The sequence below is a fragment of the Streptomyces sp. MMG1121 genome (assembly GCF_001280015.1).
Classification (GTDB): Bacteria; Actinomycetota; Actinomycetes; order Streptomycetales; family Streptomycetaceae; genus Streptomyces.
The window spans coordinates 1-25,504 of sequence record NZ_LGDV01000225.1 but is presented as its reverse complement, the minus strand read 5'-3'; the positions used below and the strand labels follow the sequence as shown (position 1 = coordinate 25,504).

Here is a 25,504-nt window from a genome sequence, read left to right as displayed (position 1 = left end):
CGGGATGAGAATTTCCGAAGAAAGCCGACTCCGGCCGCTTCCGCTAACAGTCCCCTAATAATTCGGACTTACGTTCCTGCCCGTGACGCGACACGAGGAGCAGGGCGACGCGGGCAGACGGGTGGGCCGGCGGTCGGGGGCGCTGAGGATCGTCGGTCTGACGCTGGCGGGCGTCCTGGCGCTGGGCGCGGCCGCCGGGGGCTGGGCGTACTGGCATCTGAACCACAACATCAAAAGCGTCGACATCGACGGCGCGCTCGGCGACGACCGGCCCCCCAAGGCGATGATCACCCCGTCCGGCACCGCTTCCGCCGCCCCGCTGCCGACCGGCTCGCTGAACATCCTGGTCCTCGGCTCGGACTCGCGCGGCAGCAAGGCCGACCAGAAGCTGGGCGGCGGTGACAGCTCCGGCGCCCGCTCGGACACGGCGATGGTCGTACACGTCGACGCGGGCCGTACGAAGGCCACCGTGGTCAGCATCCCGCGCGACACCCTGGTCACCCGCCCGTCCTGCCCGCTGTCCTCCGGGGGGTCGACGGCGGTGGCGTACGGCTCGATGTTCAACAGCGCGTACTCGGTGGGCGGGCCGGTGTGTGCCGTGAAGACGGTCGAGTCGATCACCGGCGTCCGTATGGACCACTTCGTCGAGATCGACTTCTCCGGCTTCGCCAGGCTGGTGGACGCGCTCGGCGGGGTCACCGTCACCACCGACCAGGACATCCACGACGACAAGAGCCATCTGAACCTGAGCGCCGGCACCCACCGCCTCGACGGCACACAGGCCCTGGCCCTCGCCCGCACCCGGCACGGCATAGGCGACGGCAGCGATCTGGGCCGGATAGGGCTGCAGCAGAAGCTGGTGAAGGCCCTGCTGGAGCAGATGGCCGGCACCAGTCTGCTCACCGACCCGGCCAGGCTGTACCGGGTCGCCGACGCGGTCACCGCGAGCCTGACCACCGACACCGGTCTGGACTCGCTGGGCGAGCTGACGCGGCTCGGCCAGAGCCTGAAGGGCCTGACGGCCGACCGGGTGAGGACGGTGATGATGCCGGTCGTCACCGCCCCCTCCGATCCCAACCGGGTGATCGCGAAGGAGCCGGCGGCGAGCGAGCTGTGGGCGTCCCTGCGCTGAGAGGAACGCGGGGAAGAACGGCGCGGAAAAAAAATTTCCGGGGGCGTGTCGATCCCGGCTCCTGCCGTTCGACGCATGGATGAGTGACGGGGACAGACCCCGCCACCTTGACCTGAGGAGTCACCATGCCCCGCTACCTGTCGCTCGTGCGCATCGACGAGTCGTCCATGCCCGCCGAGGGCCCCAGCGAGGAACTGATGCGACGGATGGGCGAGCTGATCGAGGAGGTCACCAAGGCGGGCGTGATGCTCGACACCGCCGGGCTCACCCCCACCGCCCAGGGCACCCGGGTGCGCTGGGAGGGCGGCAAGATCTCCGTCACCGACGGGCCGTTCACCGAGACCAAGGAGGTCGTCGGCGGCTACGCGCTCATGCAGTGCAAGGACAAGGCCGAGGCCCTGGAGTGGGCCAAGCGGTTCCTCCAGGTCCACGAGGACTTCTGGACGGTGACCTGTGAGGTGCGGGAGATCGCCGAGGGCTGAGTTCGCTGGCGCTGCGCCGTCCGGGGGTGTTGCATGGTGAGCTGTGGAAGCACAGCCCACCGCGGCACGGCCCGGCCCGCCGCACTCCGCGACGGCGCACGCGATCGAGACCGTCTTCCGGCTGGAGTCGCCCCGTGTCGTCGCCGGCGTCGCCCGGATCGTCCGGGACGTCGGCATCGCCGAGGAGCTGACGCAGGACGCGCTGGTCGCAGCCCTGGAGCGGTGGTCCCGCGACGGCGTGCCCGACAACCCCGGCGCCTGGCTCATGGCCACCGCCCGGCACCGCGCCGTCGACCTGATCCGGCGCCGCGAGACCTACGCCCGCAAGCTCGCCGAGATCGGGCGGGACCTGGAGACCACGGCCTGGCCCGAGGAGCCGGCCGACCCGGACGACATCGACGACGACCTGCTCCGGCTCGTCTTCACCACCTGCCACCCGGCACTGTCCCCACCGGCCCGCACCGCGCTCACCCTGCGTCTCCTCGGCGGCCTGACCACGGCAGAGATCGCCCGCGCCTACCTCGTCCCGGAGCCGACGATCGCCCAGCGCGTCGTCCGCGCGAAGCGGACCCTCGCCACGAGGAACGTGGCCTTCGAGGTGCCGTACGGCCCCGACCGCGAGGCCCGGCTCGGCTCGGTGCTGGACGTCATCTACCTGATCTTCAACGAGGGGTACGCGGCGACCACCGGCGACGACCTGCTGCGCCCCGGTCTGTGCGAGGACGCGCTGCGCCTCGCGCGCGTGCTGTCCGCGCTGATGCCCAAGGAGCCGGAGGTGCACGCCCTGACCGCACTGCTGGAGTTCCAGGAGTCCCGGGCCGCCGCCCGCACCGCCCCCGACGGCACCCCCGTCCTCCTGGAGCACCAGAACCGCCGCCGCTGGAACCGGCTGCTTCTCGCGCGCGGCATCCGGGCCCTCGACCGTGCCGGCGCCACGGCGACCGGCGCCCCCGGCCCCTACGCCCTCCAGGCGGCCATCGCCGCGTGCCACGCGCACGCGTACCGCTACGAGGACACCGACTGGCGCGCCATCGCCACCCTGTACGGCCTGCTCGCGGCCCGGGCCCCGTCCCCGGTGGTCGAACTGAACCGCGCGGTCGCCGTGTCGATGGCCGACGGCCCGGCCGAGGGGCTGCGGCTGGTGGACGCGCTGGCCGCCGAGCCCGCCCTGCGCGACTACCACCTGCTGCCCAGCGTCCGCGGCGATCTGCTGGCCCGGCTCGGGCGCACCGCCGAGGCCCGCGAGGAGTTCGCCCGGGCGGCCGCACTGGCCCGCAACGACAAGGAGCGGGAGCTGCTGCTGCGCCGGGCCGCCGGGACGGCGCCGTAGGCCGCGGCTCTCGGGCGGGCCGGCCAAGCCTCAGGCGGGCCCGCCGACGAGCATGGTGGGTGCCCCGGCCACCCGGGTCAGGAACACCGTCGCCGCGTTCGGCCCCTGCGGCTTGACCTTGCGGCGCAGTTCCTCCGGCTCGACCGCCGACCCGCGCTTCTTCACGGTCAGTGTGCCGACCTCCCGCTCCCGCAGCAGGGCCTTCAACTTCTTGACGTTGAAGGGGAGTTGATCGGTGATCTCGTAGGCGGTGGCGTACGGGGTCGGGTGCCGTTCGTCCGCGGTGACGTAGGCGATGGTGGGGTCGATCAGTCCGCCGTTCAGCTGGTCGGCCACCTCCGCGACCAGATGCGCGCGGATCACGGCGCCGTCGGGCTCGTACAGGTACCGCCCCACCGGCCGGACCCCGGGATCGGGCAGCCCCCGGCCGAGCAGCGTGCGCGGGCCGGGCAGCAGGGTGGCCCGTACGGCGCCCGGCGCGCCGGTCCCGAACCACAGCACCGCCTCCTTCACGTCGCCGCCGTCGGAGATCCACTCGGCCTCGGCCTCGGCGGGGACCGCCTCGTGCGGGACGCCCGGGGCGATCTTCAGGGCCGCGCGGGGTGCCGTACGGGCGGCCTGGACCGCCCAGGACAGGGGCGGCGAGTACGCCTCGGGATCGAAGATCCTCCCGCGTCCTCCTCTGCGCGCCGGGTCCACGAAGACCGCGTCGTACCCGGTGGTGTCCACCTCCGTGACATCGGCCTCGCGCACCTCGATCAGCCCGTCGAGCCCCAGCGCGTCGGCGTTCGCCCGGGCCACGGCCGCCGTCGCCGGATCCCGGTCCACGGCGAGCACCCGGATCCCGGCCCGGGCCAGCGCGATGGCGTCCCCGCCGATCCCGCAGCACAGGTCGGCGACGGAGGCCACGCCCAGCTCCGTCAGGCGCTCGGCGCGGTAGGCGGCCACGCTGGTCCGCGTCGACTGCTCGACCCCGTTCGGAGTGAAGAACATCCGCCCCGCGTCCGCCGCCCCGAACTTGGCCGCCGCGCGCTGCCGCAGCCGGGCCTGGCCGAGCGCGGCCGACACCAGTTCGGCCGGATGGTCGCGGCGCAGCCGGGTGGCGACGGCGAGTTCGTCCGCCGGGGCGGTGTCGCGGACCTCGTCGAGGAGGGCACGGCCTTCGGGGGTGAGCAGGAGAGCGAGGTCGTTCACCGGGTCATTGTGGGCCAGTCGGTGGACGGTGCGCTTCCGGCAGCGGTGTCGGCCGGGGATCCGGGCCGGGGACTGGAAGGATCCGACACCATGCGCACAGTAGGACAAAATGAAAAAAACCGGGCGCGTGGCCGGTCCCGTGCCGGACGCGTGGCCTTCGGCTGCGGAGCCGCCGCACTGGCCTGCGCCGCCGTCCTCTCCGGCTGTGCCGGCCCCACCGAGACCCGCCCCGCACCCGACCGGGGCGACCCGGGCCGGGGCGACCCCGGCCAGGACCTGAGCCCGCAGGCCCGTCGGGCCGCCGCCCGCGCCCGCCTGGTCGCCGCCGCCAGGCACTGGGGACTGGACCAGGTCCCGCTGACGCCCCCGCGGCCACCCACGAGGAAACCGGAGATCACCGCCCGGCCCGGCTTCGAGGTGAACCATCAGGAGGACTGGGACCTGCCCCCGGTCTTCACCACGATCCCCACCGACAAGAAGATCGTCTTCCTCACGATCGACGACGGCTCGGACAAGGACCCCGACTTCCTGCGCATGATGCGGGACCTGAAGATCCCGTACACCGCCTTCCTCAGCAACTACCTGGTCGAGGACGACTACGGCTACTTCCGCACCATGCAGTCGCAGGGCCACACCCTCAACAACCACACCCTGCACCACCCCTACATGCCGGGCCTGTCCTACGAGCAGCAGAAGGACGAGATCTGCGGCATGCAGAAGATCATGAAGAAGCAGTTCGGCAAGGCGCCCACCGTCATGCGCTTCCCGTACGGCAACTACAACCAGGACGGCCTGCGCGCCGCCAAGGCCTGCGGCATCAAGTACGCGCCGATCTGGAACGAGGAGGTCTACGTCGACCACTGGGAGTACCGCGAGGACGACCAGAAGATGCGCCGCGGCGACATCGTCCTCACCCACTTCCGCGGCCGCTCCGACTGGAACGGCACGATGGTCGACGACATGCGCCGCTTCCTGAACAAGGTCACGAGCGAGGGCTACGCCGTGGCCCGCCTGGAGGACTACCTGTGACGCGCGGGGGGAGCCCGGGGGCGGGGCACGCGGGGCGGGCCGGCCCCGGGCGGCGCCCGCGGCGGGCCCTGGCCGCGCTCCTCGCCTCGGCCCTCCTCCTCGCGGGCTGCGCGCAGTCCGTCGACCCGATCGAACGCCTCGGCAGGAAGGCCGCCGAGGGCGTGCGCCGCCCGCGTGCCCCGCACGGCCCCGCCCCGGACCAGAGCTACCGTCACTGGGGCCTGACCGAGCCCCTGGCCCGCCCACCCCGGCCGACCGCCCGCTCCCTGGCCCTCACCCCGCAGAGCGCGGGCCGCTTCCTGCCCCGCGTCATGGACCACGTCCCCACCCGCGACCCGGTCGTCTTCCTCACCTACGACGACGGCTCCGACAAGGACCCCCGCTTCGTCGACATGGTCCGCGAACTGCGGCTGCCGGTCAGCATGTTCCTCACCGACAGCGTCGTCGGCCCCCGCTACGACCACTTCGCCCGCCTGCGCGAGCTGGGCGCCGGCATCGAGAACCACACCGTCGACCACCGCGCGCTGGCCGGACTGCCGTACGCCGGCCAGCGTGCCGAGATCTGCGGCCAGCAGAACCGCCTCAAGTCCCGCCTGGGCCTGCGCCCCCGCCTCTTCCGCCCGCCCTACGGCGCCTACGACACCACCACCCTGCGCGCGGCCACCGACTGCGGCATCTCCGCGATCGTCCTGTGGCGCGCCGCCATGACCCCGACCGACCTGGTCTACACCCGCGGCGAACACCGCCTCCGCCCCGGTGACATCGTCCTGGTCGGCCCGGACGAGACGACGGGTCCGACGCTGCGGGAGCGCACGATCCACGTCCTGCGCAGAGCCCAGCAGCGGGGGCTGACGGTCGGGCGGCTCGAGGATTACCTGAACTGAGTTGCCGCCCGTCCGGCGGCTGCGCGCACCCGAACCAGGCCGACGCGCCGCACGGCATTGGCACTCCGCTTGACCGAGTGCTAATCGCGGTCATAGTCTCGGCTCTGGCACTCCCCACTGGAGAGTGCCAATACGCGACGGGCAGGTCCGGCACCCGCGACGACGGATCCACCTGGTCGCCACCTCAGACAGTTAACCCCGTGAGATCTCCGAAGGGGGAGGTCGGATCGTGACGACCACCAGCTCCAAGGTTGCCATCAAGCCGCTCGAGGACCGCATCGTGGTCCAGCCGCTCGACGCCGAGCAGACCACCGCCTCTGGCCTGGTCATTCCGGACACCGCGAAGGAGAAGCCCCAGGAGGGCGCCGTCCTCGCCGTGGGCCCGGGCCGTTTCGAGAACGGCGAGCGCCTTCCGCTCGACGTCAAGGTCGGCGACGTCGTCCTGTACAGCAAGTACGGCGGCACCGAGGTGAAGTACAACGGCGAGGAGTACCTCGTCCTCTCGGCTCGCGACGTGCTCGCGATCATCGAGAAGTAATCACCTCGAGCAACCCTTGCTCCTGAGCTGCGCCCCTGGCCCCCGCGACCGATAAGAAGCCGGGCGTCCGGGGCGCAGCGTTTTTTTTCACCCACAGATTTCGAGAGGGCTCCCGCTGTCATGGCGAAGATCCTGAAGTTCGACGAGGACGCCCGTCGCGCCCTCGAGCGCGGCGTCAACAAGCTGGCCGACACGGTGAAGGTGACGATCGGCCCCAAGGGCCGCAACGTCGTCATCGACAAGAAGTTCGGCGCCCCCACCATCACCAACGACGGTGTCACGATCGCCCGCGAGGTCGAGATCGAGGACCCGTACGAGAACCTCGGCGCGCAGCTGGTGAAGGAGGTGGCGACCAAGACCAACGACATCGCGGGTGACGGCACCACCACCGCCACCGTGCTCGCCCAGGCGCTGGTGCGCGAGGGCCTGAAGAACGTCGCCGCCGGCGCCTCCCCGGCCTCCCTGAAGAAGGGCATCGACGCCGCCGTCAAGGCCATCTCCGAGGACCTGCTCGCCACGGCCCGCCCGATCGACGAGAAGTCCGACATCGCCGCCGTCGCCGCGCTGTCCGCCCAGGACCAGCAGGTCGGCGAGCTGATCGCCGAGGCGATGGACAAGGTCGGCAAGGACGGTGTCATCACCGTCGAGGAGTCCAACACCTTCGGTCTGGAGCTGGACTTCACCGAGGGCATGGCCTTCGACAAGGGCTACCTGTCGCCGTACTTCGTGACGGACCAGGAGCGCATGGAGGCCGTCCTCGAGGACCCGTACATCCTCATCAACCAGGGCAAGATCTCCTCCATCCAGGACCTGCTGCCGCTGCTGGAGAAGGTCATCCAGGCGGGCGCCTCCAAGCCGCTGCTGATCATCGCCGAGGACGTCGAGGGCGAGGCCCTGTCGACCCTGGTCGTCAACAAGATCCGCGGCACCTTCAACGCGGTCGCGGTCAAGGCCCCCGGCTTCGGCGACCGCCGCAAGGCGATGCTGGAGGACATGGCGGTCCTCACCGGCGCCACGGTCATCTCCGAGGAGGTCGGCCTCAAGCTCGACCAGGCCGGTCTGGACGTGCTGGGCTCCGCCCGCCGCATCACGGTCACCAAGGACGACACCACGATCGTCGACGGTGCCGGCGACTCCGCCGCCGTCCAGGGCCGTATCGCGCAGATCAAGGCCGAGATCGAGAACACGGACTCCGACTGGGACCGCGAGAAGCTCCAGGAGCGCCTCGCGAAGCTGGCCGGCGGCGTGTGCGTGATCAAGGTCGGCGCCGCCACCGAGGTGGAGCTGAAGGAGAAGAAGCACCGTCTGGAGGACGCCATCTCCGCGACCCGCGCCGCGGTCGAGGAGGGCATCGTCTCCGGTGGTGGCTCCGCCCTGGTGCACGCCTCCAAGGTCCTCGAGGGCAACCTCGGCAAGACCGGCGACGAGGCCACCGGTGTCTCGGTCGTCCGCAACGCCGTGGTCGAGCCGCTGCGCTGGATCGGCGAGAACGCCGGCCAGGAGGGCTACGTCATCGTCTCCAAGGTCAAGGACCTGGAGAAGGGGCAGGGCTACAACGCCGCCACCGGCGAGTACGGCGACCTGGTGAAGGCCGGTGTCATCGACCCGGTCAAGGTCACCCGCTCCGCCCTGGAGAACGCCGCCTCCATCGCCTCCCTGCTGCTCACGACCGAGACCCTGGTCGTCGAGAAGAAGGAAGAGGAGCCGGCCGACGCGGGCCACGGCCACAGCCACGGCCACTCCCACTGAGCCTGACGCTCTCGAGTGAAGGCCCGGCACCCCGCGAGGGGGGGCCGGGCCTTCGCCCTGTCCGGCTACTGTTCCAACTCGTCCAGCGCGCCCAGCTGTTGCATCAGACCCAGCGCGTCGTCCTGCCACCAGAGCTCGGCGATCTTGCCGTCTGCGCCGAACCGGAACATCGTCGTCCCGGTCATGGCGACCTGCCGCCCGGTGGGCGCGATCCCCAGGAAGTCGCCCTTGTGCGTGGCGTTCCAGGTCCACCGCGCACAGGCCCGGTCGCCCTGGGTGAGCACGTCCTCGATCGTGAAGCTGAAGTCGAAGGCCTCGCGCCACATCCGGTACTCGGCGCGGGCGTTGTCCAGCCCGAGGGTGTCCTGCGGGTTGATCGGATCGTGGCTGTGGATGTCCTCGTCCAGCAGGTCGTTGAGCGGCGGCAGCTCGCCCGGCGTCGTCAGCGCCGCCAGGAACCGCCGCACGGTCTCCTCGGCCAGCCGCTCGTCCCGCACGACGTCCAGGTCCGTGAACGTCGGCATCTCGTCGCACAGGGCGAGGATCCCCTGGAAGACCGTGTCGGTCTCCGGGAGATTCGAGTTCCGCATCGCCTCCTCGTACGACGGGAACTCCACGACCTCCACGATGTGCTCCGCGTCCGAGCGGTCCTTGCCGACCAGCGCGTGAGTCGCCGTCCGCTTCCCCTTGGTCTGTGCGACCCAGTCGTCCATCAGCCGGTTCATCTCGTCCAGCCGGCTCGTCCTGCACTCGATGAGCTGTACGAAGGTCATGACGCAGCCTCCCGGCCCCCCTTGCCCGGTTTCCGTCACGCTCATTTTCGCACCGGAGCGACGGGGCCACCCGACTCTGTCCACAGGGCCGCCGCGGCTGTGTCCACAGGGCTACTGCGGCCCGTACCTGCGCCCCGTCCGGGAGGTGACACCGCCCAGCAGCCCGCGGGGCGTCACTTTCACCAGACCCATCAGCGCCTTGTAGCGCGGGTCGGGGATCGACAGCGACTTCCCGCGCGCCAGATCGGCCAGCGCCGCCGCGACCAGTTTGTCGGCGTCCAGCCACATCCAGCCCGGGATGTTGTCCGTGCCCATCCCGGCCCGCTCGTGGAACTCGGTGCGCACGAAGCCGGGGCACAGGGCCATCAGGCGCACCCCGCTGCCGGCCAGATCCTTGGCCGCGCCCTGCGTGAACTGCACGACCCACGCCTTCGAGGCGCCGTAGGTACCCCGTGGCACGAAGGCGGCCACGGACGCGACGTTGACGATCCCGCCCCGGTGCCGCTCGCGCATCGCCTCGGCCGCCGCCGACGTCAGCCGGAGCACCGCCTCGCAGTGCACCTTGAGCATCCTCAGCTCGTCGGCCATGGACACGTCGAGATAGCGGCCCTTGTTGCCGAAACCGGCGTTGTTGATCAGCAGGTCGACCGGGTTCTTCCGGTCGCCGAGCCGGTCGGCCACCGTCTCGATGCCCTTGTCCTCGGCGAGGTCGGCGGTCAGCACCTCCACCTCGATGCCGTGCCGGTCGTGCAGTTCGGTCGCCTGCTCGTGCAGCCGTTTGGCGTCCCGGGCCACCAGGACGAGGTCATGCCCGCCAGCCGCTAGCCGCCGCGCGAACGCGGCACCGATCCCCGCGGTCGATCCCGTAATCAGAGCCGTTGTCATGGCCCAAGGGTAGTGACCCGGACCGACAGCGTCCGCGGCCGCCGGGCCCCGCGCGAGAGTCCGCCCGAGACCGGCTGACGACCGCTCAGCCCTGCCGCGCCGCCTCGTACTTGCGCGCCGCCGCCAGCGTCTCCGCGTTCAGCGCCTCGCCCGCCACGAGCAGCCCCGGCAGCAGGTCCCGCTCGGTGGTCACCGCGCGGAACTGCATCGCCACCGTCACCCCGTGCTCCGGCCGGTGCACGACCTCGACCGGGTCGCCCGACCGGATCTCGCCCGGTTCGATCACCCGGAGGTAGGCACCCGTGGCCGCCTTCTGAGTGAACCTCTTGACCCAGCCGCGCTCGCCCAAATGGCCCTGGAACGTGCGGCACGGAATCCGGCCCGAGGTCACCTCCAGGACCAGCTCGGCACCGACCCGCCAGCGCTCGCCGATCAGCGCTCCGGAGAGGTCGAGCCCCTCCGTCGTCAGGTTCTCCCCGAAGCAACCATTGGCCAAGGATTTACCGATCTCGCGCTCCCAGCCGTCGAGATCCTCGCGCGCGTAGGCGTACACCGCCTGGTCGTCCCCGCCGTGATGGCGCAGATCGCACACGGAGTCCCCGGCGAGCCCGCTCGCGCCGACGCCCTTGGCGCCCGGCGCCGTCACCCGCACCGGCCCGTCGACCGGCTTCTTGTCGATGCCCGTCACACCCTGCGCCTGATCCGTGTACGGCGCCGGCTGAGGGCGGCCCAGATTGACCGAGAGAACCTTCATATGCGCACGGTACGGGAGCCCGCCTCAAAGCGTCGAGCCAGTATTGGGTGCGATGTCCAAGCAGGCCTTATGCTCGGAGGGTGATCGAGGCCCGTCATCTCCGTGTCCTGCGCGCCGTCGCCGCCACCGGTTCCTTCTCGGCGGCGGGGCGCGAACTGGGCTGCACCCAGCCCGCCGTCAGCCAGCAGATGAAGGCACTGGAGACCTCGGTCGGCACCCCGCTGCTGGTCCGCAACGGCCGCGAGATGCGCCTGACCCAGGCCGGCGAAGCCCTGGTCAGGCATGCCTCCGGGATCCTCGCCGGACTCACCGCAGCCGAGGAGGAGGTCGCCGCCATCGCGGGTCTGCGCGCCGGCCGGGTCCGGCTGGTCTCCTTCCCGAGCGGCAGCTCCACCCTGGTCCCCACCGCCCTGGCCGCCCTGCGCGCCGCCCACCCCGGCACCCGCGTCTTTCTGGAGGAGGCCGAGCCCCCGAAGTCCGTCGAGCTGCTGCGCGAGGGCGACTGCGACCTGGCCCTGGCCTTCCGCTACGGCGGGGCGGCGGTCGCCGAGGACTGGGACGACCTGGTCGTACGGCCCCTGCTGACGGACCGTCTGGTCGCCCTGGTGCCCGAGCGGCACCGCCTCGCGCGCGCGGAGAGCGTCGCCATCGGTGAGCTGGCCCAGGAACCCTGGATCGCGGGCTGCCCGCGCTGCCGGGGCCAGCTGGTCGAGGTGTGCGAGGGGGCCGGCTTCACTCCGCGCATCGACTTCGCCACCGACGACTACCCGGCGGTGGTCGGCCTGGTCGGCGCGGGCCTCGGGGTGGCCGTCCTGCCGCAGCTCGCGGTGGAGTCGGTACGGCCCAGGGGCGTGCGCACGGTGCGGCTGGAACCGGCGGTGCGGCGCGAGATCGTCGCCCTCACCCTGCCCGACCTGGCCCAGGTGCCGGCCGTGGCGGCCACGCTGGAGCAACTGGCCCGCGCGGCCACGCGCGCGTAGCCGCGCGGCAGACGCGCGGGCACGCGTGGCGTGCCCGCTGGGGGAGTGATAGAAGAAACGTTCCTTCAGTGGTTCGAGGCGGTGTCCCCGCCGCCGGCCGTCGCCGACACCAGGCGGTTGCGGGCCCGCCCCATCAACTCTTCGCGCTCGTCCTCGGTCAGGCCGCCCCACACGCCGTACGGTTCGCGCACCGCCAGCGCGTGCGCCGCGCACTCCGCACGGACCGGGCACCTCATGCAGACCTCCTTGGCCGAGTTCTCGCGAGCGCTCCGAGCCGCCCCGCGCTCGCCCTCCGGGTGGAAGAAGAGCGAGCTGTCCACCCCGCGGCAGGCAGCCAGCAGCTGCCAGTCCCACAGGTCCGCGTTCGGTCCGGGAAGCCGGGAGAAATCTGCCATTACGTGACCCCTTGTAGCCGTTCTGGGCGGATACGGTGCCAACGACCGTACATCTCCGGTCTAAGGAGATGAAAATATGACTCATTGCGAATCTAGCCTCAGACATCCCGAAACAGGAAGAAAAGCGGCCAAATGGGGCATAGGTTGTGATGAAAAGTTGAGGGTCTGTCGGCCATGTCTGCGCCGTGTCGAGACCCTCACGTAGAGTGCCGATGACGGTGTGCAGCCCCGTAACTCTTTCGAGTGACCGTCGTTGAGAGTGCGGAGGCGGTTGAGAACACCAGCGCTCGGGCAGGCGTCCGAGGCGGTCGACCGCACAGGTGACGATTCCGTACCAGCCTGGAGGCTCAAGGTGACGCGCATCAGCTGCGGAGGGCGGTCATGACATCCGTCCTCGTCTGCGACGACTCCCCGCTTGCCCGAGAAGCGCTGCGCCGCGCGGTCGCGACCGTGCCCGGTGTCGAGCGTGTGACGACGGCGGCCAACGGCGAGGAAGTCCTCCGCCGCTGGGGCGCCGACCGTTCCGATCTCATCCTGATGGATGTGCGCATGCCCGGCCTGGGCGGTGTGGAGACCGTGCGCCGGCTGCTGTCCGCCGACCCGGGCGCGCGCATCATCATGCTCACCGTCGCCGAGGACCTCGACGGCGTGGCCCTGGCGGTCGCCGCGGGCGCTCGGGGCTATCTGCACAAGGACGCCTCGCGTGCGGAGTTGCGCGCCACGGTGACGCAGGCGCTGGCCGACCCGACCTGGCGGCTGGCCCCGCGCCGGCTGCGCTCGGCCGAGATGGGCGCCGCGCCCACGCTCACCGCGCGTGAGATCCAGGTGCTGGAGGGCATGAGTCACGGCCGCTCCAACGCCGAGATCGGTCGCGAGCTGTTCCTCTCCGAGGACACCGTGAAGACGCACGCGCGCCGTCTGTTCAAGAAGCTCGGCGCCTCGGACCGGGCCCACGCGGTGGCGCTCGGCTTCCGCTGGGGACTGGTCCGGTAGCCGGTGCCCGGCCCTGCGGGGCGGGCGGGACCGGACGGCCCCGGGCGACAGCATGCCCGTGACCGCCGGTGGATCCGCCGCCCCGGGCAGCAGCCACCGCTCGCGGGCCGGGACTTGGTGCGCCTCCTCGGGGTGTCCGTGACGGCCCCGCGCGGGCGTCCCGGTCGCCCGGGGAAGCGGCTGTGATGTGCCGTCGCGGGGTGGATCCGGTCACATATGACGCCGTATGCGTCTGGTCGTCGACAGGGTGTCCGCCCGCGCGCGGGAACAGGGTCGCGCGCGGTGCGCAGAGCGCCGTCGCGCGCCGGTCCGGATCGGCACCGTCGCCCGGCGAGGCCCAGGTCGGCGCGGTCCTGCCGGTCCTGGGCGAAGCATCCGCGGCGGGTGTCGTGCGGCGCGTTTCGGGGCGCACGTGGCAGGGTCGCGCGCCCCGGCGTAAGACCTCGCAGAACACCTTGGCGGGCAGTGCGCAAGACGGCCCGCCGGACGCGCGCTGCTCGTTTCGGCGCGGATGCCGCATCCTTGAGATGTGGAGTCTCTCGGGGACGAGTCGGTCGAGCGGAAGGGGAGGGCGCAGGATATGAGTGCCGGCGCACCTGCTCATAACGCTTCGGTGCACAACCACGAACACGATGCGACGGACCGGACGGCCGCAAGGCACCATGGACCGATGCGCGAGGACGATGCGGGCACGGCCCAGGGGGCGATCGGTGCGCTCGTGCATCGTGCCGTCGACGGCGACGAGCAGGCCACGCACGATCTGCTCGCCCATGTCCACCCCCTCGCGCTGCGCTATTGCCGCACGCGGCTGTCCCGGCTCCCGGGCGACGCGCGCCACTTCGTCGAGGACCTCGCCCAGGAGGTCTGCGTCGCGGTCCTGCTCGCCCTGCCCCGCTACCGGGACACCGGCCGCCCCTTCGAGGCGTTCGTGTTCGCCATCGCCTCGCACAAGGTGGCCGACCTCCAGCGTGCGGCGATGCGGCACCCGGGCTCCACGGCCGTCCCCTCGGACGAGATGCCGGAGCGCCCGGACGACTCCCTCGGTCCCGAGGAGCGCGCCCTGCTCAACAGCGACGCCGCGTGGGCCAAGAAGCTGCTGGCCAACCTTCCCGAGAACCAGCGCGAACTGCTCCTGCTGCGCATCGCCGTGGGCTTGACCGCGGAGGAGACGGGGCAGATGTTGGGAATGTCACCCGGCGCGGTCCGCGTGGCCCAGCACCGGGCGCTGAGCCGCCTGCGGGCGCTCGCCGAGCAGTAACCCCCTTGGACGAAGCCCCAGTCGTCCCCTCCTGGACGGGCACGCCTCCGTTTCCGTACGAACATACGAAGCCTGAAGCGACCCCGGACCGTGGAATTTGCTAGCGATGCTTCCCGTTAGCATGGACATCCGCACCGATCAAGGCCATTTGGGGAAGGTGTCATGACTGCCAACGTCGACGGAGTGCCCGGAAAATTCGCGACACTCGGGCTGACCTACGACGACGTGCTGCTGCTGCCGGGCGCATCGGACGTGCTCCCCAACGCGGTCGACACCTCGTCCCGCATCTCCCGCAACGTCCGGGTCAACATCCCGCTGCTCTCGGCAGCGATGGACAAGGTGACCGAGTCCCGCATGGCGATCGCGATGGCCCGGCAGGGCGGCGTCGGCGTGCTGCACCGCAACCTCTCCGTCGAGGACCAGGTCAACCAGGTCGACCTCGTGAAGCGCTCCGAGTCCGGCATGGTCACCGACCCGATCACCGTGCACCCGGATGCCACGCTCGCCGAGGCCGACGCCCTGTGCGCCAAGTTCCGCATCAGCGGCGTCCCGGTCACCGACCCGGACAAGAAGCTGCTCGGCATCGTCACCAACCGCGACATGGCCTTCGAGAGTGACCGCTCGCGCCGCGTGCACGAGGTCATGACCCCGATGCCGCTGGTCACGGGCGAGGTCGGCATCTCCGGCACCGAGGCCATGGAGCTGCTGCGCAAGCACAAGATCGAGAAGCTGCCGCTGGTCGACGACGAGGGCGTCCTCAAGGGCCTGATCACGGTCAAGGACTTCGTCAAGGCCGAGCAGTACCCGAGCGCCGCCAAGGACTCCGAGGGCCGGCTGATCGTCGGCGCTGCCGTCGGTGCCAGCCCCGAGGCGCTGGAGCGCGCCCAGGCGCTCGCCGAGGCCGGTGTGGACTTCCTGGTCGTCGACACCTCGCACGGCCACAACAGCAACGCCCTCAACTGGATGGCGAAGATCAAGTCGAGCGTGAACGTCGACGTGATCGGCGGCAACGTCGCCACCCGCGACGGCGCCCAGGCTCTGATCGACGCCGGCGTGGACGGCATCAAGGTCGGCGTGGGCCCCGGCTCGATCTGTACGACCCGTGTGGTGGCCGGCATCGGCGTCCCGCAGGTCACCGCGATCTACGAGGCGTCCCTCGCCGCCCGCGCGGCCGGCGTGCCGCTGATCGGCGACGGCGGTCTGCAGTACTCCGGCGACATCGGCAAGGCGCTGGCCGCGGGTGCCGACACGGTGATGCTGGGCAGCCTCCTCGCGGGCTGCGAGGAGTCCCCCGGCGAGCTGCAGTTCATCAACGGCAAGCAGTTCAAGTCGTACCGCGGCATGGGCTCGCTCGGCGCCATGCAGTCCCGTGGCCAGGGCCGGTCGTACTCGAAGGACCGCTACTTCCAGGCCGAGGTCGCCGCCGACGACAAGCTGGTGCCGGAGGGCATCGAGGGCCAGGTGCCCTACCGCGGCCCGCTGGCCAACGTGCTGCACCAGCTCGTCGGCGGTCTCCGGCAGACCATGGGCTACGTCGGCGCGGCCACCATCGCGGAGATGGAGACCAAGGGCCGCTTCGTGCGGATCACCTCCGCCGGTCTCAAGGAGAGCCACCCGCACGACATCCAGATGACGGTCGAGGCCCCGAACTACAGCCGTAAGTAGTCACCACGGCCTTTCCGCGGCGGCTCCGGGTGCACCGGGGCCGCCGTTGTCGTACCCGTCGGCGATACTGGGAGACGCTGAAACGCATCAGGGAAAGGCCAAGACGTGACTGAGATCGAGATCGGGCGCGGCAAGCGCGGCCGCAGGGCGTACGCCTTCGACGACATCGCCGTCGTCCCCAGCCGCCGTACGCGGGACCCGAAGGAGGTCTCGATCGCCTGGCAGATCGACGCCTACCGCTTCGAGCTGCCCTTCCTGGCCGCTCCCATGGACTCGGTCGTCTCCCCGGCCACCGCGATCCGCATCGGTGAGCTGGGCGGCCTGGGTGTCCTCAACCTCGAGGGCCTGTGGACGCGGCACGAGGACCCGCTGCCGCTGCTGGACGAGATCGCCGCGCTGCCCGCCGAGCGCGCGACCCGCCGCCTCCAGGAGATCTACGCGGCGCCGATCAAGGAGGAGCTGATCGGCGCCCGCATCAAGGAGGTGCGCGACTCCGGTGTGGTCACGGCGGCCGCGCTCTCCCCGCAGCGCACGGCCCAGTTCTCCAAGGCGGTCGTGGACGCGGGCGTGGACATCTTCGTCATCCGCGGTACGACGGTCTCGGCGGAGCACGTGTCGTCCTCGCACGAGCCGCTGAACCTGAAGCAGTTCATCTACGAGCTGGACGTCCCGGTGATCGTCGGCGGCTGCGCGACCTACACCGCGGCCCTGCACCTGATGCGCACCGGCGCGGCCGGTGTCCTGGTGGGCTTCGGCGGCGGCGCCGCGCACACCACGCGCAACGTCCTCGGCATCCAGGTCCCGATGGCCACGGCCGTGGCCGACGTGGCCGCGGCCCGCCGTGACTACATGGACGAGTCCGGCGGCCGGTACGTGCACGTGATCGCGGACGGCGGTGTCGGCTGGTCCGGCGACCTGCCCAAGGCGATCGCCTGCGGCGCCGACTCGGTGATGATGGGCTCCCCGCTGGCCCGCGCCACGGACGCGCCCGGCAAGGGCCACCACTGGGGCATGGAGGCGGTCAACGAGGAGCTGCCCCGAGGCAAGAAGGTCGACCTCGGCACGGTCGGCACGATCGAGGAGATCCTCACCGGCCCGTCCCACACCCCGGACGGCTCGATGAACTTCTTCGGCGCCCTGCGCCGCGCGATGGCCACGACCGGCTACAGCGAGCTGAAGGAGTTCCAGCGGGTCGAGGTGACCGTCGCGGACAGCCAGCACCGCCGCTGACACCCGGCCGTACGACGCCGAAGGGCCCGTCCACCGAGCAGGTGGGCGGGCCCTTCCGGTGCCGGTGTGCCTTACGCGGCGGCCTTCTTGGCGCCCGAGAACGCGGCGAAGGCGGCGATGGCGAAGAAGAGGAAGGTCAGCGGGTCGGCGTCCTGCTTCCAGGCCTCCTGGACCACGGAGAAGTGCTGGAAGAACACCTCGCTGAAGCCCACGTGCAGCGCCTTGGCGCCGATCATGGCCTCGCCGACCAGCTGGCCGATGTACACCGAGCCGAGCGCGAGGACGGCGCTCAGGACGGGCAGGGCGGGGTTGCGGCCGCCCACCTTGCCGGCCGCGAGGCCGATGACGAAGCCGACGCCGACGGCCGCGTAGCCGATCTCGTGCTTGGTGGCGCCGATGACGACGCCGTAGAGCGCGGCGGCGGCCACGGCGGCGACGACCGCGGCGACCAGGCCGAGGGCGAGGGTGTTCCGGACCGGCGCGGGCGCCACCGGCGGGGCGAAGGCGCCCGGCTGCGGCGGGTACGGGGCCCCGGCCGGTGCCTGCTGGGCGTACGGGTTGCCGTCGGCCGGACCGGGCTGCTGGGCGTACGGATTGGGACCGACCGGACCGGGCTGCGGCTGCGGCGATGGAGCTGACTGGCTCATGACAGATTTCCCCCCGTGATGTGACTCAACTGGATGGCGAAAAGGAGACGTACGCGCACGCGTGTGCGGCGAGTCCGGGGGAGACTAACAGCCGGGAACGACAATGCTCCCGGCCGTTTTCCGTTCGTGACCGGCTCAGAGCCGGTGGGCCGCCCCCGTCGGGGTCGCCCCGCGGGTGTCCAGCAGCAGTTGCGCCTTCACCGACAGACCCTGCAGGTCGTACGTCCGGTGCTGCTGGAGCAGGATCGTCAGGTCGGCGTCGGCGGCCGCCTCGTACAGCGAGTCCGCACGCGGGACCGGGCGGTCCAGGACGCTCCACGCGGGCACGTGCGGGTCGTGGTAGCTCACGGAAGCGCCCAGTTCCATCAGCCGGATCGCGACCTCCTGGGCCGGCGTGCCCTGCAGGTCGGCGAGGTCGGGCTTGTAGGTGACGCCGAGCAGCAGCACGCGCGCGCCCCGGGCGGACTTGCCGTGCTCGTTGAGCAGGGTCGCGGCGCGCTGGACGACGTAGCGGGGCATGCGGTGGTTGACCTGCTGCGCCAGCTCCACGATGCGCAGGGTGCGGGTGGCGTGACCGGTCAGGTCCTGCGAGACGCCGTGCCCGCCGACGCCGGGCCCGGGACGGAACGCCTGGAAGCCGAACGGCTTGGTCTCCGCGCAGCGGATGACGTCCCACAGGTCGACGCCCAGCTCATGGCAGAGGACGGCCATCTCGTTGACGAGCGCGATGTTGACGTGCCGGAAGTTGGTCTCCAGCAACTGCACCGTCTCCGCCTCGCGCAGCCCGCGCGCGCGGACCACCTTGTCGGTGAGCCGGCCGTAGAAGGCGGCGGCCGACTCGGTGCAGGCGGGGGTGAGGCCGCCGATGACCTTGGGGGTGCCGGCGGGGCTGTGGTCGCGGTTGCCGGGGTCGACCCGGCTGGGCGAGTAGGCGAGGTGGAAGTCGCGGCCGGCGCGCAGCCCCGAGCCCTCCTCCAGCAGGGGGCGCAGAAACTCCTCCGTCGTGCCGGGCAGGACCGGCGACTCCAGGATGACCGTGGTGTGCGGGCGCAGCCGCTCGGCCAGCGCGCGGGCGGCCGCCTCCACCTGGCCGAGGTCGAGCCCGCCGTCCGCTCCGCGCGGGGTCGGTGCACAGATCACGGCCGTGCGCACACGGCCGAGTTGGGCGGGGTCGGTGCCGGGCCTGAAGCCCGCGGAGTGCATCCGGCGCAGCTCGGCGGGGCTGAGCGAGCCCGCCTCGGGCCCGGTGGTATAGCCGAGGGTGGAGATGCCTGCGGCGACGGCGGCCTGGGCGAGCGGCAAGCCGTAGGGGCCGAGTCCGATGACGGCGAGGTCTGCGGGCATGGCGTGGGCCGTCCTTCCCAGTAGCCGAAGCGGGACAGGTGCGCAATCGCTGTGGACAGGATGAGCGAGCGCTCTGTCACACTAGGAGTAAATATGACCGTTATGCGGGATTGTTTTCGTGTGTCTTCCAGGGGTTGTGCACGAGTTGTCCACAGGTTGGGAGCCCGTGGTGGCTGAAGCCGGGCAAGACGGTCAGAATTTGGGCATGAGGAGGGGGTGAACCGGGCTTCGCCCGCCGGGTGCGGCCGACGCGAGCGAGTGTGCGACAGCGGGAGGCAGCGGTGAGGACAGCAACTCTGGGGCCGGAGCAGCGCGCCGAGGCACTGGCGGCGATGACGGAGCGGGAGCTGGACGTGCTGGTGATCGGCGCCGGAGTCGTCGGCGCGGGCACCGCACTGGACGCCGCCACGCGCGGCCTGGCCACCGGACTGGTCGAGGCCCGCGACTGGGCGTCCGGCACCTCCAGCCGGTCCAGCAAACTCATCCACGGCGGGCTGCGCTATCTGGAGATGCTCGACTTCGCGCTCGTCCGCGAGGCACTCAAGGAGCGCGGCCTGCTCCTGGAGCGGCTCGCTCCGCACCTGGTCAAGCCCGTGCCGTTCCTCTACCCGCTGGAGCACAAGGGCTGGGAGCGGCTCTACGCCGGCTCGGGCGTCGCCCTCTACGACGCGATGTCCATGGCCCGCGGACATGGCCGGGGCCTGCCCGTGCACCGTCATCTGAGCCGCCGTCACGCCCTGCGCGTCGCCCCCTGCCTGAAGAAGGACGCCCTGGTCGGCGCCCTGCAGTACTACGACGCCCAGATGGACGACGCCCGCTTCGTCGCCACACTGGTGCGCACGGCGGCGTCCTACGGCGCACTGGTCGCCAACCGTGCGCGTGTGACCGGGTTCCTGCGCGAGGGCGACCGGGTCGTCGGCGCCCGTGTGCAGGACGTCGAGGGCGGCGGGGAGTACGAGATCCGCGCCAAGCAGATCGTCAACGCGACGGGCGTGTGGACCGACGACACGCAGGCCATGGTGGGCGAGCGCGGCCAGTTCCACGTCCGCGCCTCCAAGGGCATCCACCTGGTCGTGCCCAAGGACCGCATCCACTCCAGCACCGGCCTGATCCTGCGTACCGAGAAATCCGTCCTCTTCGTCATCCCCTGGGGCCGGCACTGGATCATCGGCACCACCGACACCGACTGGGACCTCGACAAGGCCCACCCGGCCGCGTCCAGCGCCGACATCGACTACCTGCTGGAACACGTCAACTCGGTGCTCGCCGTGCCGCTCAGCCGAGACGACGTACAGGGTGTGTACGCCGGTCTGCGCCCGCTGCTCGCCGGGGAGTCCGACGCCACCAGCAAGCTGTCCCGCGAGCACACGGTCGCCCACCCGGCGCCGGGACTCGTGGTCGTCGCGGGCGGCAAGTACACCACCTACCGGGTGATGGCCAAGGACGCCGTCGACGAGGCGGTGCACGGCCTGGACGTGCGCGTCGCCGACTGCGTGACCGAGGAGACCCCGCTGATGGGCGCGGAGGGGTACCAGGCGCTGTGGAACGCGCGAGCGCGGATCGCCGCCAAGAACGGACTGCACGTGGCCCGCGTGGAGCATCTGCTGAACCGGTACGGCTCCCTGGCCCAGGAGGTCCTCGACCTCATCGCCGCCGACCCCGCCCTGGGCGAGCCGCTGACGGGCGCCGACGACTATCTGCGCGCCGAGGTGGTCTACGCCGCCTCGCACGAGGGCGCCCGGCACCTCGACGACGTGCTCACCCGCCGTACCCGCATCTCCATCGAGACCTTCGACCGGGGCACGCGCTGTGCCCGTGAGGCGGCCGAGCTGATGGCACCGGTCCTCGGCTGGGACAAGGACCAGATCGAGCGCGAGGTCGAGCACTACGAGAAGCGGGTGGAGGCCGAGCGCGAGTCCCAGCGCCAACCCGACGACCTGACGGCGGACGCGGCCCGGCTGGGGGCGCCGGACATCGTGCCCCTGTAGCGGCGACCACATGCCGGACACGGGCTGAATCGGAGTCAGGGGCGGGGCGCCGTGGGTGGCTTCGTCACGAGTGGGAGGACTTGGGACACCGGTTTGGACAGGACTGTCCGAAGCGCCGGTGTCCCGGTTCCTCCCGGCACCCTGGGCGTCGGGCACTTGTCGGGTGAGAGACAATGGAGGCTCTGTCAGGGCGGGTTGCATGAGGGGACGCATGTCGGAGGCGGAGCGGGCGGGCACATCTCGTCAGGAGACTCGTCAGGACAAGAGCGAGCGTCGTCTCCTCGCCGGGCGGTACCGGCTGGGAGACGTGCTGGGCCGCGGCGGCATGGGCACGGTCTGGCGGGCCGAGGACGAGACCCTAGGCCGGACGGTGGCCGTCAAGGAGCTGCGGTTCCCGTCGAACATCGACGAGGAGGAGAAGCGGCGTCTGATCACGCGCACCCTGCGCGAGGCCAAGGCGATCGCCCGGATCCGCAACAACAGCGCGGTGACGGTCTTCGACGTGGTCGACGAGGACGACCGGCCCTGGATCGTGATGGAGTTGGTGGAGGGCAAGTCCCTCGCCGAGGTCATCCGCGAGGACGGCGTGCTGGAGCCGAAGCGCGCCGCCGAGGTCGGGCTCGCCGTCCTCGACGTCCTGCGCTCCGCGCACCGCGAGGGCATCCTGCACCGGGACGTGAAGCCGTCCAACGTGCTCATCGCCGAGGACGGCCGGGTCGTGCTCACCGACTTCGGTATCGCACAGGTCGAGGGCGACCCGTCCATCACCTCCACCGGCATGCTCGTCGGCGCCCCCTCCTACATCTCCCCGGAGCGCGCTCGCGGCCACAAGCCGGGACCGGCGGCCGACCTGTGGTCGCTCGGCGGTCTGCTGTACGCGGCGGTGGAGGGCACCCCGCCGTACGACAAGGGTTCGGCGATCGCCACGCTCACCGCGGTGATGACCGAGCAGCTGGAGGAGCCCAAGAACGCGGGCCCGCTCCGGGACGTCATCTACGGCCTGCTCACCAAGGACCCGGCCAAGCGGCTCGACGACACCGGCGCCCGGGCCATGTTCAACGAGGTCATCCACGCGCCCGAGCCGGAGCCGATGGACGTCACGCGGGTGGTTCCGCTGCCGACGCAGCCCGGACCGGCCGAGGGCAGGCGGAGCGAGGAGGCCGCGGAGAAGCTGCGCGGCGCGCTGCGTTCGGTCCGCAAGGCGGCGGGGGCGGCCACGGCCGCGGCCGCGACACGGACCAGGAGCGGCGGTGGCGCGGGCGCACCCGCGTCCGACGGCACGACGGGCACGAACGGTCCGGCGGGGACGGGCCGTTCGGCCGGGACGAGCGGGGCAGGGCGTACGGCCGGGACGAGCGGGGCGGGGCGTACGGGCGGTGCGGCAGGTGCGGCAGGCGCGGGCGGGTCCCGCGCCGACGGCGTACGGCCGTCCGCTCCCGGCGGCGCCTCGGGCTCCGCCGGTTCCTCCGGCTCGTCCGGTGCGCGGGGCAGCGTGCCCGGCGCGCGGTCGGAGGGTTCGGTCCCGGGTACGGCCGGCGGGCCGAACTCCAGCTCGGCCAAGCCGAGTTCGGGCTGGCCCGTGATGCCGCCACCGGACCTGGACCTGCCGCCGCGGCCGGTGCCGAGAGCGCCGCTGACCGACGTGGTGCCCAAGCGCACGCTGGTGATCATCGCCGTGGTGGTCGCCCTCGCGGTGCTCGGCACCGTCCTGGCCGTCGCCCTCGGCGGCGACGGAGGCAAGGACGACAACAGCGGCGGGGCCAAGGCCTCGGTGAGTGCCAGTGCCTCCGCCAAGCAGGACCGCAGCGACCGGAGCACGGGCGGTGGAGCGTCGACGGACCGTGCGGCTCCGCCGACCGCCGGTAGCGCTTCGGCATCGGACAACAAGCCCGACGGCAGCGCGAGCTCGTCCGCGGCCGGCTCCGCGCCGGCGGTGTCGACCCGCAAGGGCGGCCAGGGCTACTCGATCGGGCTGCCCAAGGGCTGGACGTACAGGTCCACGGACGACGCCGGCGACCGCTACACCGGACCCGACGGGCAGAAGCTGCTCGTCGGGTGGACGACGTCGCCCAAGGACGACCCGGTGGCGGACTGGAAGAACCAGGAGCGCTCCATGGTGCGCTCCCAGTACCAGAAGGTTCACATAGAGAAGGTGGACTACCGGCACTGGAACACGGCCGACTGGGAGTTCACCTACGTCGACGGCGGGACCAAGTACCACACCATCGACCGGGGGTTCGTGGTCAACGGACACCTCGGCTACGGGCTGATGTACACCGCGAAGGACGCGGACTGGGCGGGCTCGCTGCGTGCGGACACCTGGAAGACGCTGACGCAGTCCTTCACGCCCAAGTCGTAGTCGTCCGGCGGCGGTTTGGGGCGTGAGAATCCGTCATCCACTCAATGCGGGTTGCCTCCGGCACGTATCGTGAATGGTTGCGGACCGTACGGAGCCGTATGGGTGTGCGAAACGGGTCGCGAGGCGAACGGATGTGACCGACCGGGCGGCCTGGGGAGGCAAAGTGGACGACTACGCGGGTCGGGTGCTCGCCGACCGCTACCGCCTGCCGTTGCCGCCGTCCGACGAGTACGAACTCACCGAGACCCGAGCCTTCGACACCTACAGCGGTCAGGAAGTCCTGGTCCGCCAGGTGCCGTTGCCGGAGGTCGTCGAGGCCGAGGTGCTCGACGCGGAGGGACTTCCCGAGGGGTTCACCGCGCGCGAGCGCGGGGCCCGGCGGGCACCGGACGCCCGGACCGCCACCCGCCGGCCCGCCGACCCGGCCGTGCGGCGCGCCGTCGAGGCCGCGCAGGCGGCGGCCCGCATCCCCGACCATCCCCGTCTGGACCAGGTCTTCGACGTGTTCGCCGAGGGCGGGTCCCTGTGGATCGTCAGCGAGTGGGTGGCCGCCCGCCCGCTGGCCGCGTTCCTCGCCGAGCAGCCGCTGTCGCCCTACCGCGCGGCCGAGGTCGCCTCCGACGTGCTCATGGCGCTCCGGGTGCTGCACGCCCACGGCTGGGTACACCGCAACATCACCGCCCGCACGGTGCTGGTCTGCGACGACGGCCGCGTGATGCTCACCGGCCTCGCGGTCGGCGCGGCGGAGGAGGCGCTCTGCGGATACGACCCGGTGCCGGGGCCGGACGGCCCGGATGCGCCGGACGAGGGCATGACCGGGGCCCCGGGGGCAACCGGGGCGGAGCGGGCCGAGCCGGGCGCCGGGGCGGGCGCCGGGGCGGGGGGCTTCGGCGGGCCCGGTGGCGGCTCAGGCGCGCCTCACGGTGGCTCGGGCGGGTCTCCGGGACCGCGTGGCGGCTCGGCCGGCGGTCCGCCGTACGCCGGGAGACCGGGGGATGCCCCCGGTCACGGCGGTCGGCCGGCTGGGGCGGACGGTACGGGCGGGGTGGTCGGTGGCTCCGCCGGAGCCGGTGGTGTCCCCTCCGTCGACATCGATCCCGAGTCCGCGCGGCGGGCCGCGATTCAGGCGAGGGCGGCCGGCGGCCTGCCGGAGCCGGGGGCGAACGGGGCGTCCGGCCCGGCGGGACAGCGGGCCCTGGAGAGCGGGCCGAGCGGGGCGGACATCCGTGCCGCCCGCGCCGGTGCCATCGCCGCGTACCGCGCGGGCGCGCGTGCCGCCGCCCGGGTCCAGGAGTCCCAGCAGACGGGCCGCCCGGCGTTGCCGGGTGCCCGGCCGTCCGGGGAGGGTGGCACCGGTGCTGACCGGGGGGACGGTGGGGAGTGGCCGTCGTATCCCGACGGGCGCGGCTCCGCGACGCCGACCGGGCGGACAGACGCCCCCTACGGGGTCCAGGAGTCCCAGCAGACGGGCCGCCCGGCGTTGCCGGGTGCTCGGCCGTCCGGGGAGGGTGGCACCGGTGCTGACCGGGGGGACGGTGGGGAGTGGCCGTCGTATCCCGACGGGCGCGGCACCAGCACGCCGCCCGGGCGGGCAGTCGGCCCCTACGGCGCGCAGGGCGCCCCCGGGCACGGCGCCTCACCCCGTGCCACCGGGGCCGGCGGCGGTACCTCCCCGGACCTCGGCGGCGCTGCGCAGCGCCCCGTGCTGTCCTCCGGGGACCCGGGCCCGGGGCACGCGCCCGTCCCGGGTCGGACACCCGCCCAGGACCCCGACACCGCCCACCGGACAGACACCGGCCCCGGCCGCCAAGGCTCCGACCTGCCCCCTTACGGCCCCGGTCCTGCCCAAGGCTCCGGCCGTTCCCCCTACGCCCCGCACCCCGACCGCTCCGGCC

22 protein-coding genes are annotated in these 25,504 nt (G+C 72.0%); 15 read left to right on the top strand and 7 right to left on the bottom strand.

The annotated features are described in order from the left end of the window. Window positions 1-121: 121 nt before the first annotated feature. The 3 genes from ADK64_RS33100 to ADK64_RS33090 all read left to right on the top strand — a co-directional run bounded on the left by ADK64_RS33100 (window position 122) and on the right by ADK64_RS33090 (window position 2,944). Window positions 122-1,132 carry an LCP family protein gene (locus ADK64_RS33100; protein ID WP_078992996.1) on the top strand — a complete coding sequence of 337 codons (1,011 nt, stop codon included), beginning with the start codon at window positions 122-124 and terminating at the stop codon, window positions 1,130-1,132. A 125-nt stretch (window positions 1,133-1,257) separates the two neighbouring features. Next, the gene (locus ADK64_RS33095) at window positions 1,258-1,614 is read left to right on the top strand and encodes a YciI family protein (protein ID WP_053665181.1); all 357 of its coding nucleotides are present in this window, start codon (window positions 1,258-1,260) and stop codon (window positions 1,612-1,614) included. A gap of 43 nt (window positions 1,615-1,657) precedes the next feature. Next, window positions 1,658-2,944, top strand: a complete 1,287-nt coding sequence (locus ADK64_RS33090) for an RNA polymerase sigma factor (RefSeq protein ID WP_053665179.1) — start codon at window positions 1,658-1,660, stop codon at window positions 2,942-2,944. 30 nt (window positions 2,945-2,974) lie between these two features. Here ADK64_RS33090 and ADK64_RS33085 read toward each other — a convergent pair whose 3' ends face one another. Beyond that, window positions 2,975-4,138: a THUMP-like domain-containing protein gene (locus ADK64_RS33085; protein WP_053665177.1), complete on the bottom strand. Its 1,164-nt coding sequence runs from the start codon at window positions 4,136-4,138 to the stop codon at window positions 2,975-2,977. Between the two features lie 90 nt (window positions 4,139-4,228). On the opposite strand from ADK64_RS33085, the gene ADK64_RS33080 reads away from it, so the two are divergent. The 4 genes from ADK64_RS33080 to groL all read left to right on the top strand — a co-directional run bounded on the left by ADK64_RS33080 (window position 4,229) and on the right by groL (window position 8,338). Then, the gene (locus ADK64_RS33080; RefSeq protein WP_078992997.1) at window positions 4,229-5,167 is read left to right on the top strand and encodes a polysaccharide deacetylase family protein; all 939 of its coding nucleotides are present in this window, start codon (window positions 4,229-4,231) and stop codon (window positions 5,165-5,167) included. Then, window positions 5,164-6,051, top strand: a complete 888-nt coding sequence (locus tag ADK64_RS33075; RefSeq protein ID WP_420713073.1) for a polysaccharide deacetylase family protein — start codon at window positions 5,164-5,166, stop codon at window positions 6,049-6,051. Before ADK64_RS33080 ends, ADK64_RS33075 begins: the two co-directional genes overlap by 4 nt. Before the next feature lie 229 nt (window positions 6,052-6,280). After that, entirely contained in the window at window positions 6,281-6,589 is a 309-nt protein-coding gene (gene groES, locus ADK64_RS33070) for a co-chaperone GroES (protein ID WP_020132158.1), read from the top strand. Between the two features lie 120 nt (window positions 6,590-6,709). Further along, window positions 6,710-8,338, top strand: a complete 1,629-nt coding sequence (gene groL, locus ADK64_RS33065) for a chaperonin GroEL (RefSeq protein ID WP_053665173.1) — start codon at window positions 6,710-6,712, stop codon at window positions 8,336-8,338. A 65-nt stretch (window positions 8,339-8,403) separates the two neighbouring features. Here groL and ADK64_RS33060 read toward each other — a convergent pair whose 3' ends face one another. The 3 genes from ADK64_RS33060 to ADK64_RS33050 form a co-directional block, all read right to left on the bottom strand. Then, window positions 8,404-9,111 carry an ester cyclase gene (locus tag ADK64_RS33060; RefSeq protein ID WP_053665171.1) on the bottom strand — a complete coding sequence of 236 codons (708 nt, stop codon included), beginning with the start codon at window positions 9,109-9,111 and terminating at the stop codon, window positions 8,404-8,406. Window positions 9,112-9,222: 111 nt separating this feature from the next. After that, a complete protein-coding gene (locus ADK64_RS33055) occupies window positions 9,223-9,996 on the bottom strand; it encodes an SDR family NAD(P)-dependent oxidoreductase (protein WP_053665169.1) in 774 nt (257 codons plus the stop codon). Between the two features lie 85 nt (window positions 9,997-10,081). Then, window positions 10,082-10,750: an MOSC domain-containing protein gene (locus tag ADK64_RS33050; protein WP_053665167.1), complete on the bottom strand. Its 669-nt coding sequence runs from the start codon at window positions 10,748-10,750 to the stop codon at window positions 10,082-10,084. 80 nt (window positions 10,751-10,830) lie between these two features. Between ADK64_RS33050 and ADK64_RS33045 the strand changes: the two genes are divergently transcribed. Then, window positions 10,831-11,730 (top strand): LysR family transcriptional regulator, encoded by a 900-nt coding sequence (locus ADK64_RS33045; RefSeq protein WP_053665166.1) that lies wholly within the window; start codon window positions 10,831-10,833, stop codon window positions 11,728-11,730. Window positions 11,731-11,795: 65 nt separating this feature from the next. Here the strand turns inward: ADK64_RS33045 and ADK64_RS33040 are convergent, their stop codons facing one another. Continuing rightward, entirely contained in the window at window positions 11,796-12,125 is a 330-nt protein-coding gene (locus tag ADK64_RS33040; RefSeq protein WP_053665165.1) for a WhiB family transcriptional regulator, read from the bottom strand. A gap of 381 nt (window positions 12,126-12,506) precedes the next feature. Between ADK64_RS33040 and ADK64_RS33035 the strand changes: the two genes are divergently transcribed. The 4 genes from ADK64_RS33035 (at window position 12,507) to ADK64_RS33020 (ending at window position 17,271) form a co-directional block, all read left to right on the top strand. Beyond that, on the top strand, window positions 12,507-13,118 hold the full coding sequence (locus ADK64_RS33035; RefSeq protein WP_003948568.1) for a response regulator transcription factor: 612 nt from the start codon (window positions 12,507-12,509) through the stop codon (window positions 13,116-13,118). Between the two features lie 670 nt (window positions 13,119-13,788). Beyond that, a complete protein-coding gene (locus tag ADK64_RS33030; RefSeq protein ID WP_053665163.1) occupies window positions 13,789-14,376 on the top strand; it encodes a sigma-70 family RNA polymerase sigma factor in 588 nt (195 codons plus the stop codon). A 162-nt stretch (window positions 14,377-14,538) separates the two neighbouring features. Continuing rightward, window positions 14,539-16,041 (top strand): IMP dehydrogenase, encoded by a 1,503-nt coding sequence (guaB, locus tag ADK64_RS33025; protein WP_053665161.1) that lies wholly within the window; start codon window positions 14,539-14,541, stop codon window positions 16,039-16,041. A 105-nt stretch (window positions 16,042-16,146) separates the two neighbouring features. Continuing rightward, the gene (locus ADK64_RS33020; RefSeq protein WP_053665159.1) at window positions 16,147-17,271 is read left to right on the top strand and encodes a GuaB3 family IMP dehydrogenase-related protein; all 1,125 of its coding nucleotides are present in this window, start codon (window positions 16,147-16,149) and stop codon (window positions 17,269-17,271) included. A gap of 71 nt (window positions 17,272-17,342) precedes the next feature. Here the strand turns inward: ADK64_RS33020 and ADK64_RS33015 are convergent, their stop codons facing one another. Beyond that, the gene (locus ADK64_RS33015; protein ID WP_053665157.1) at window positions 17,343-17,918 is read right to left on the bottom strand and encodes a hypothetical protein; all 576 of its coding nucleotides are present in this window, start codon (window positions 17,916-17,918) and stop codon (window positions 17,343-17,345) included. 135 nt (window positions 17,919-18,053) lie between these two features. After that, a complete protein-coding gene (locus ADK64_RS33010) occupies window positions 18,054-19,262 on the bottom strand; it encodes a nucleotide sugar dehydrogenase (protein ID WP_053665155.1) in 1,209 nt (402 codons plus the stop codon). A 281-nt stretch (window positions 19,263-19,543) separates the two neighbouring features. Here ADK64_RS33010 and ADK64_RS33005 point away from each other — a divergent pair, with 281 nt between their 5' ends. The 3 genes from ADK64_RS33005 to ADK64_RS32995 form a co-directional block, all read left to right on the top strand. Next, window positions 19,544-21,250 (top strand): glycerol-3-phosphate dehydrogenase/oxidase, encoded by a 1,707-nt coding sequence (locus tag ADK64_RS33005; RefSeq protein WP_078992995.1) that lies wholly within the window; start codon window positions 19,544-19,546, stop codon window positions 21,248-21,250. Window positions 21,251-21,461: 211 nt separating this feature from the next. Next, a complete protein-coding gene (locus ADK64_RS33000; protein WP_199829775.1) occupies window positions 21,462-23,609 on the top strand; it encodes a serine/threonine-protein kinase in 2,148 nt (715 codons plus the stop codon). A gap of 163 nt (window positions 23,610-23,772) precedes the next feature. Then, window positions 23,773-25,504: protein kinase (locus ADK64_RS32995; protein WP_234384801.1), on the top strand; the 1,732-nt coding region annotated here is incomplete at its 3' end.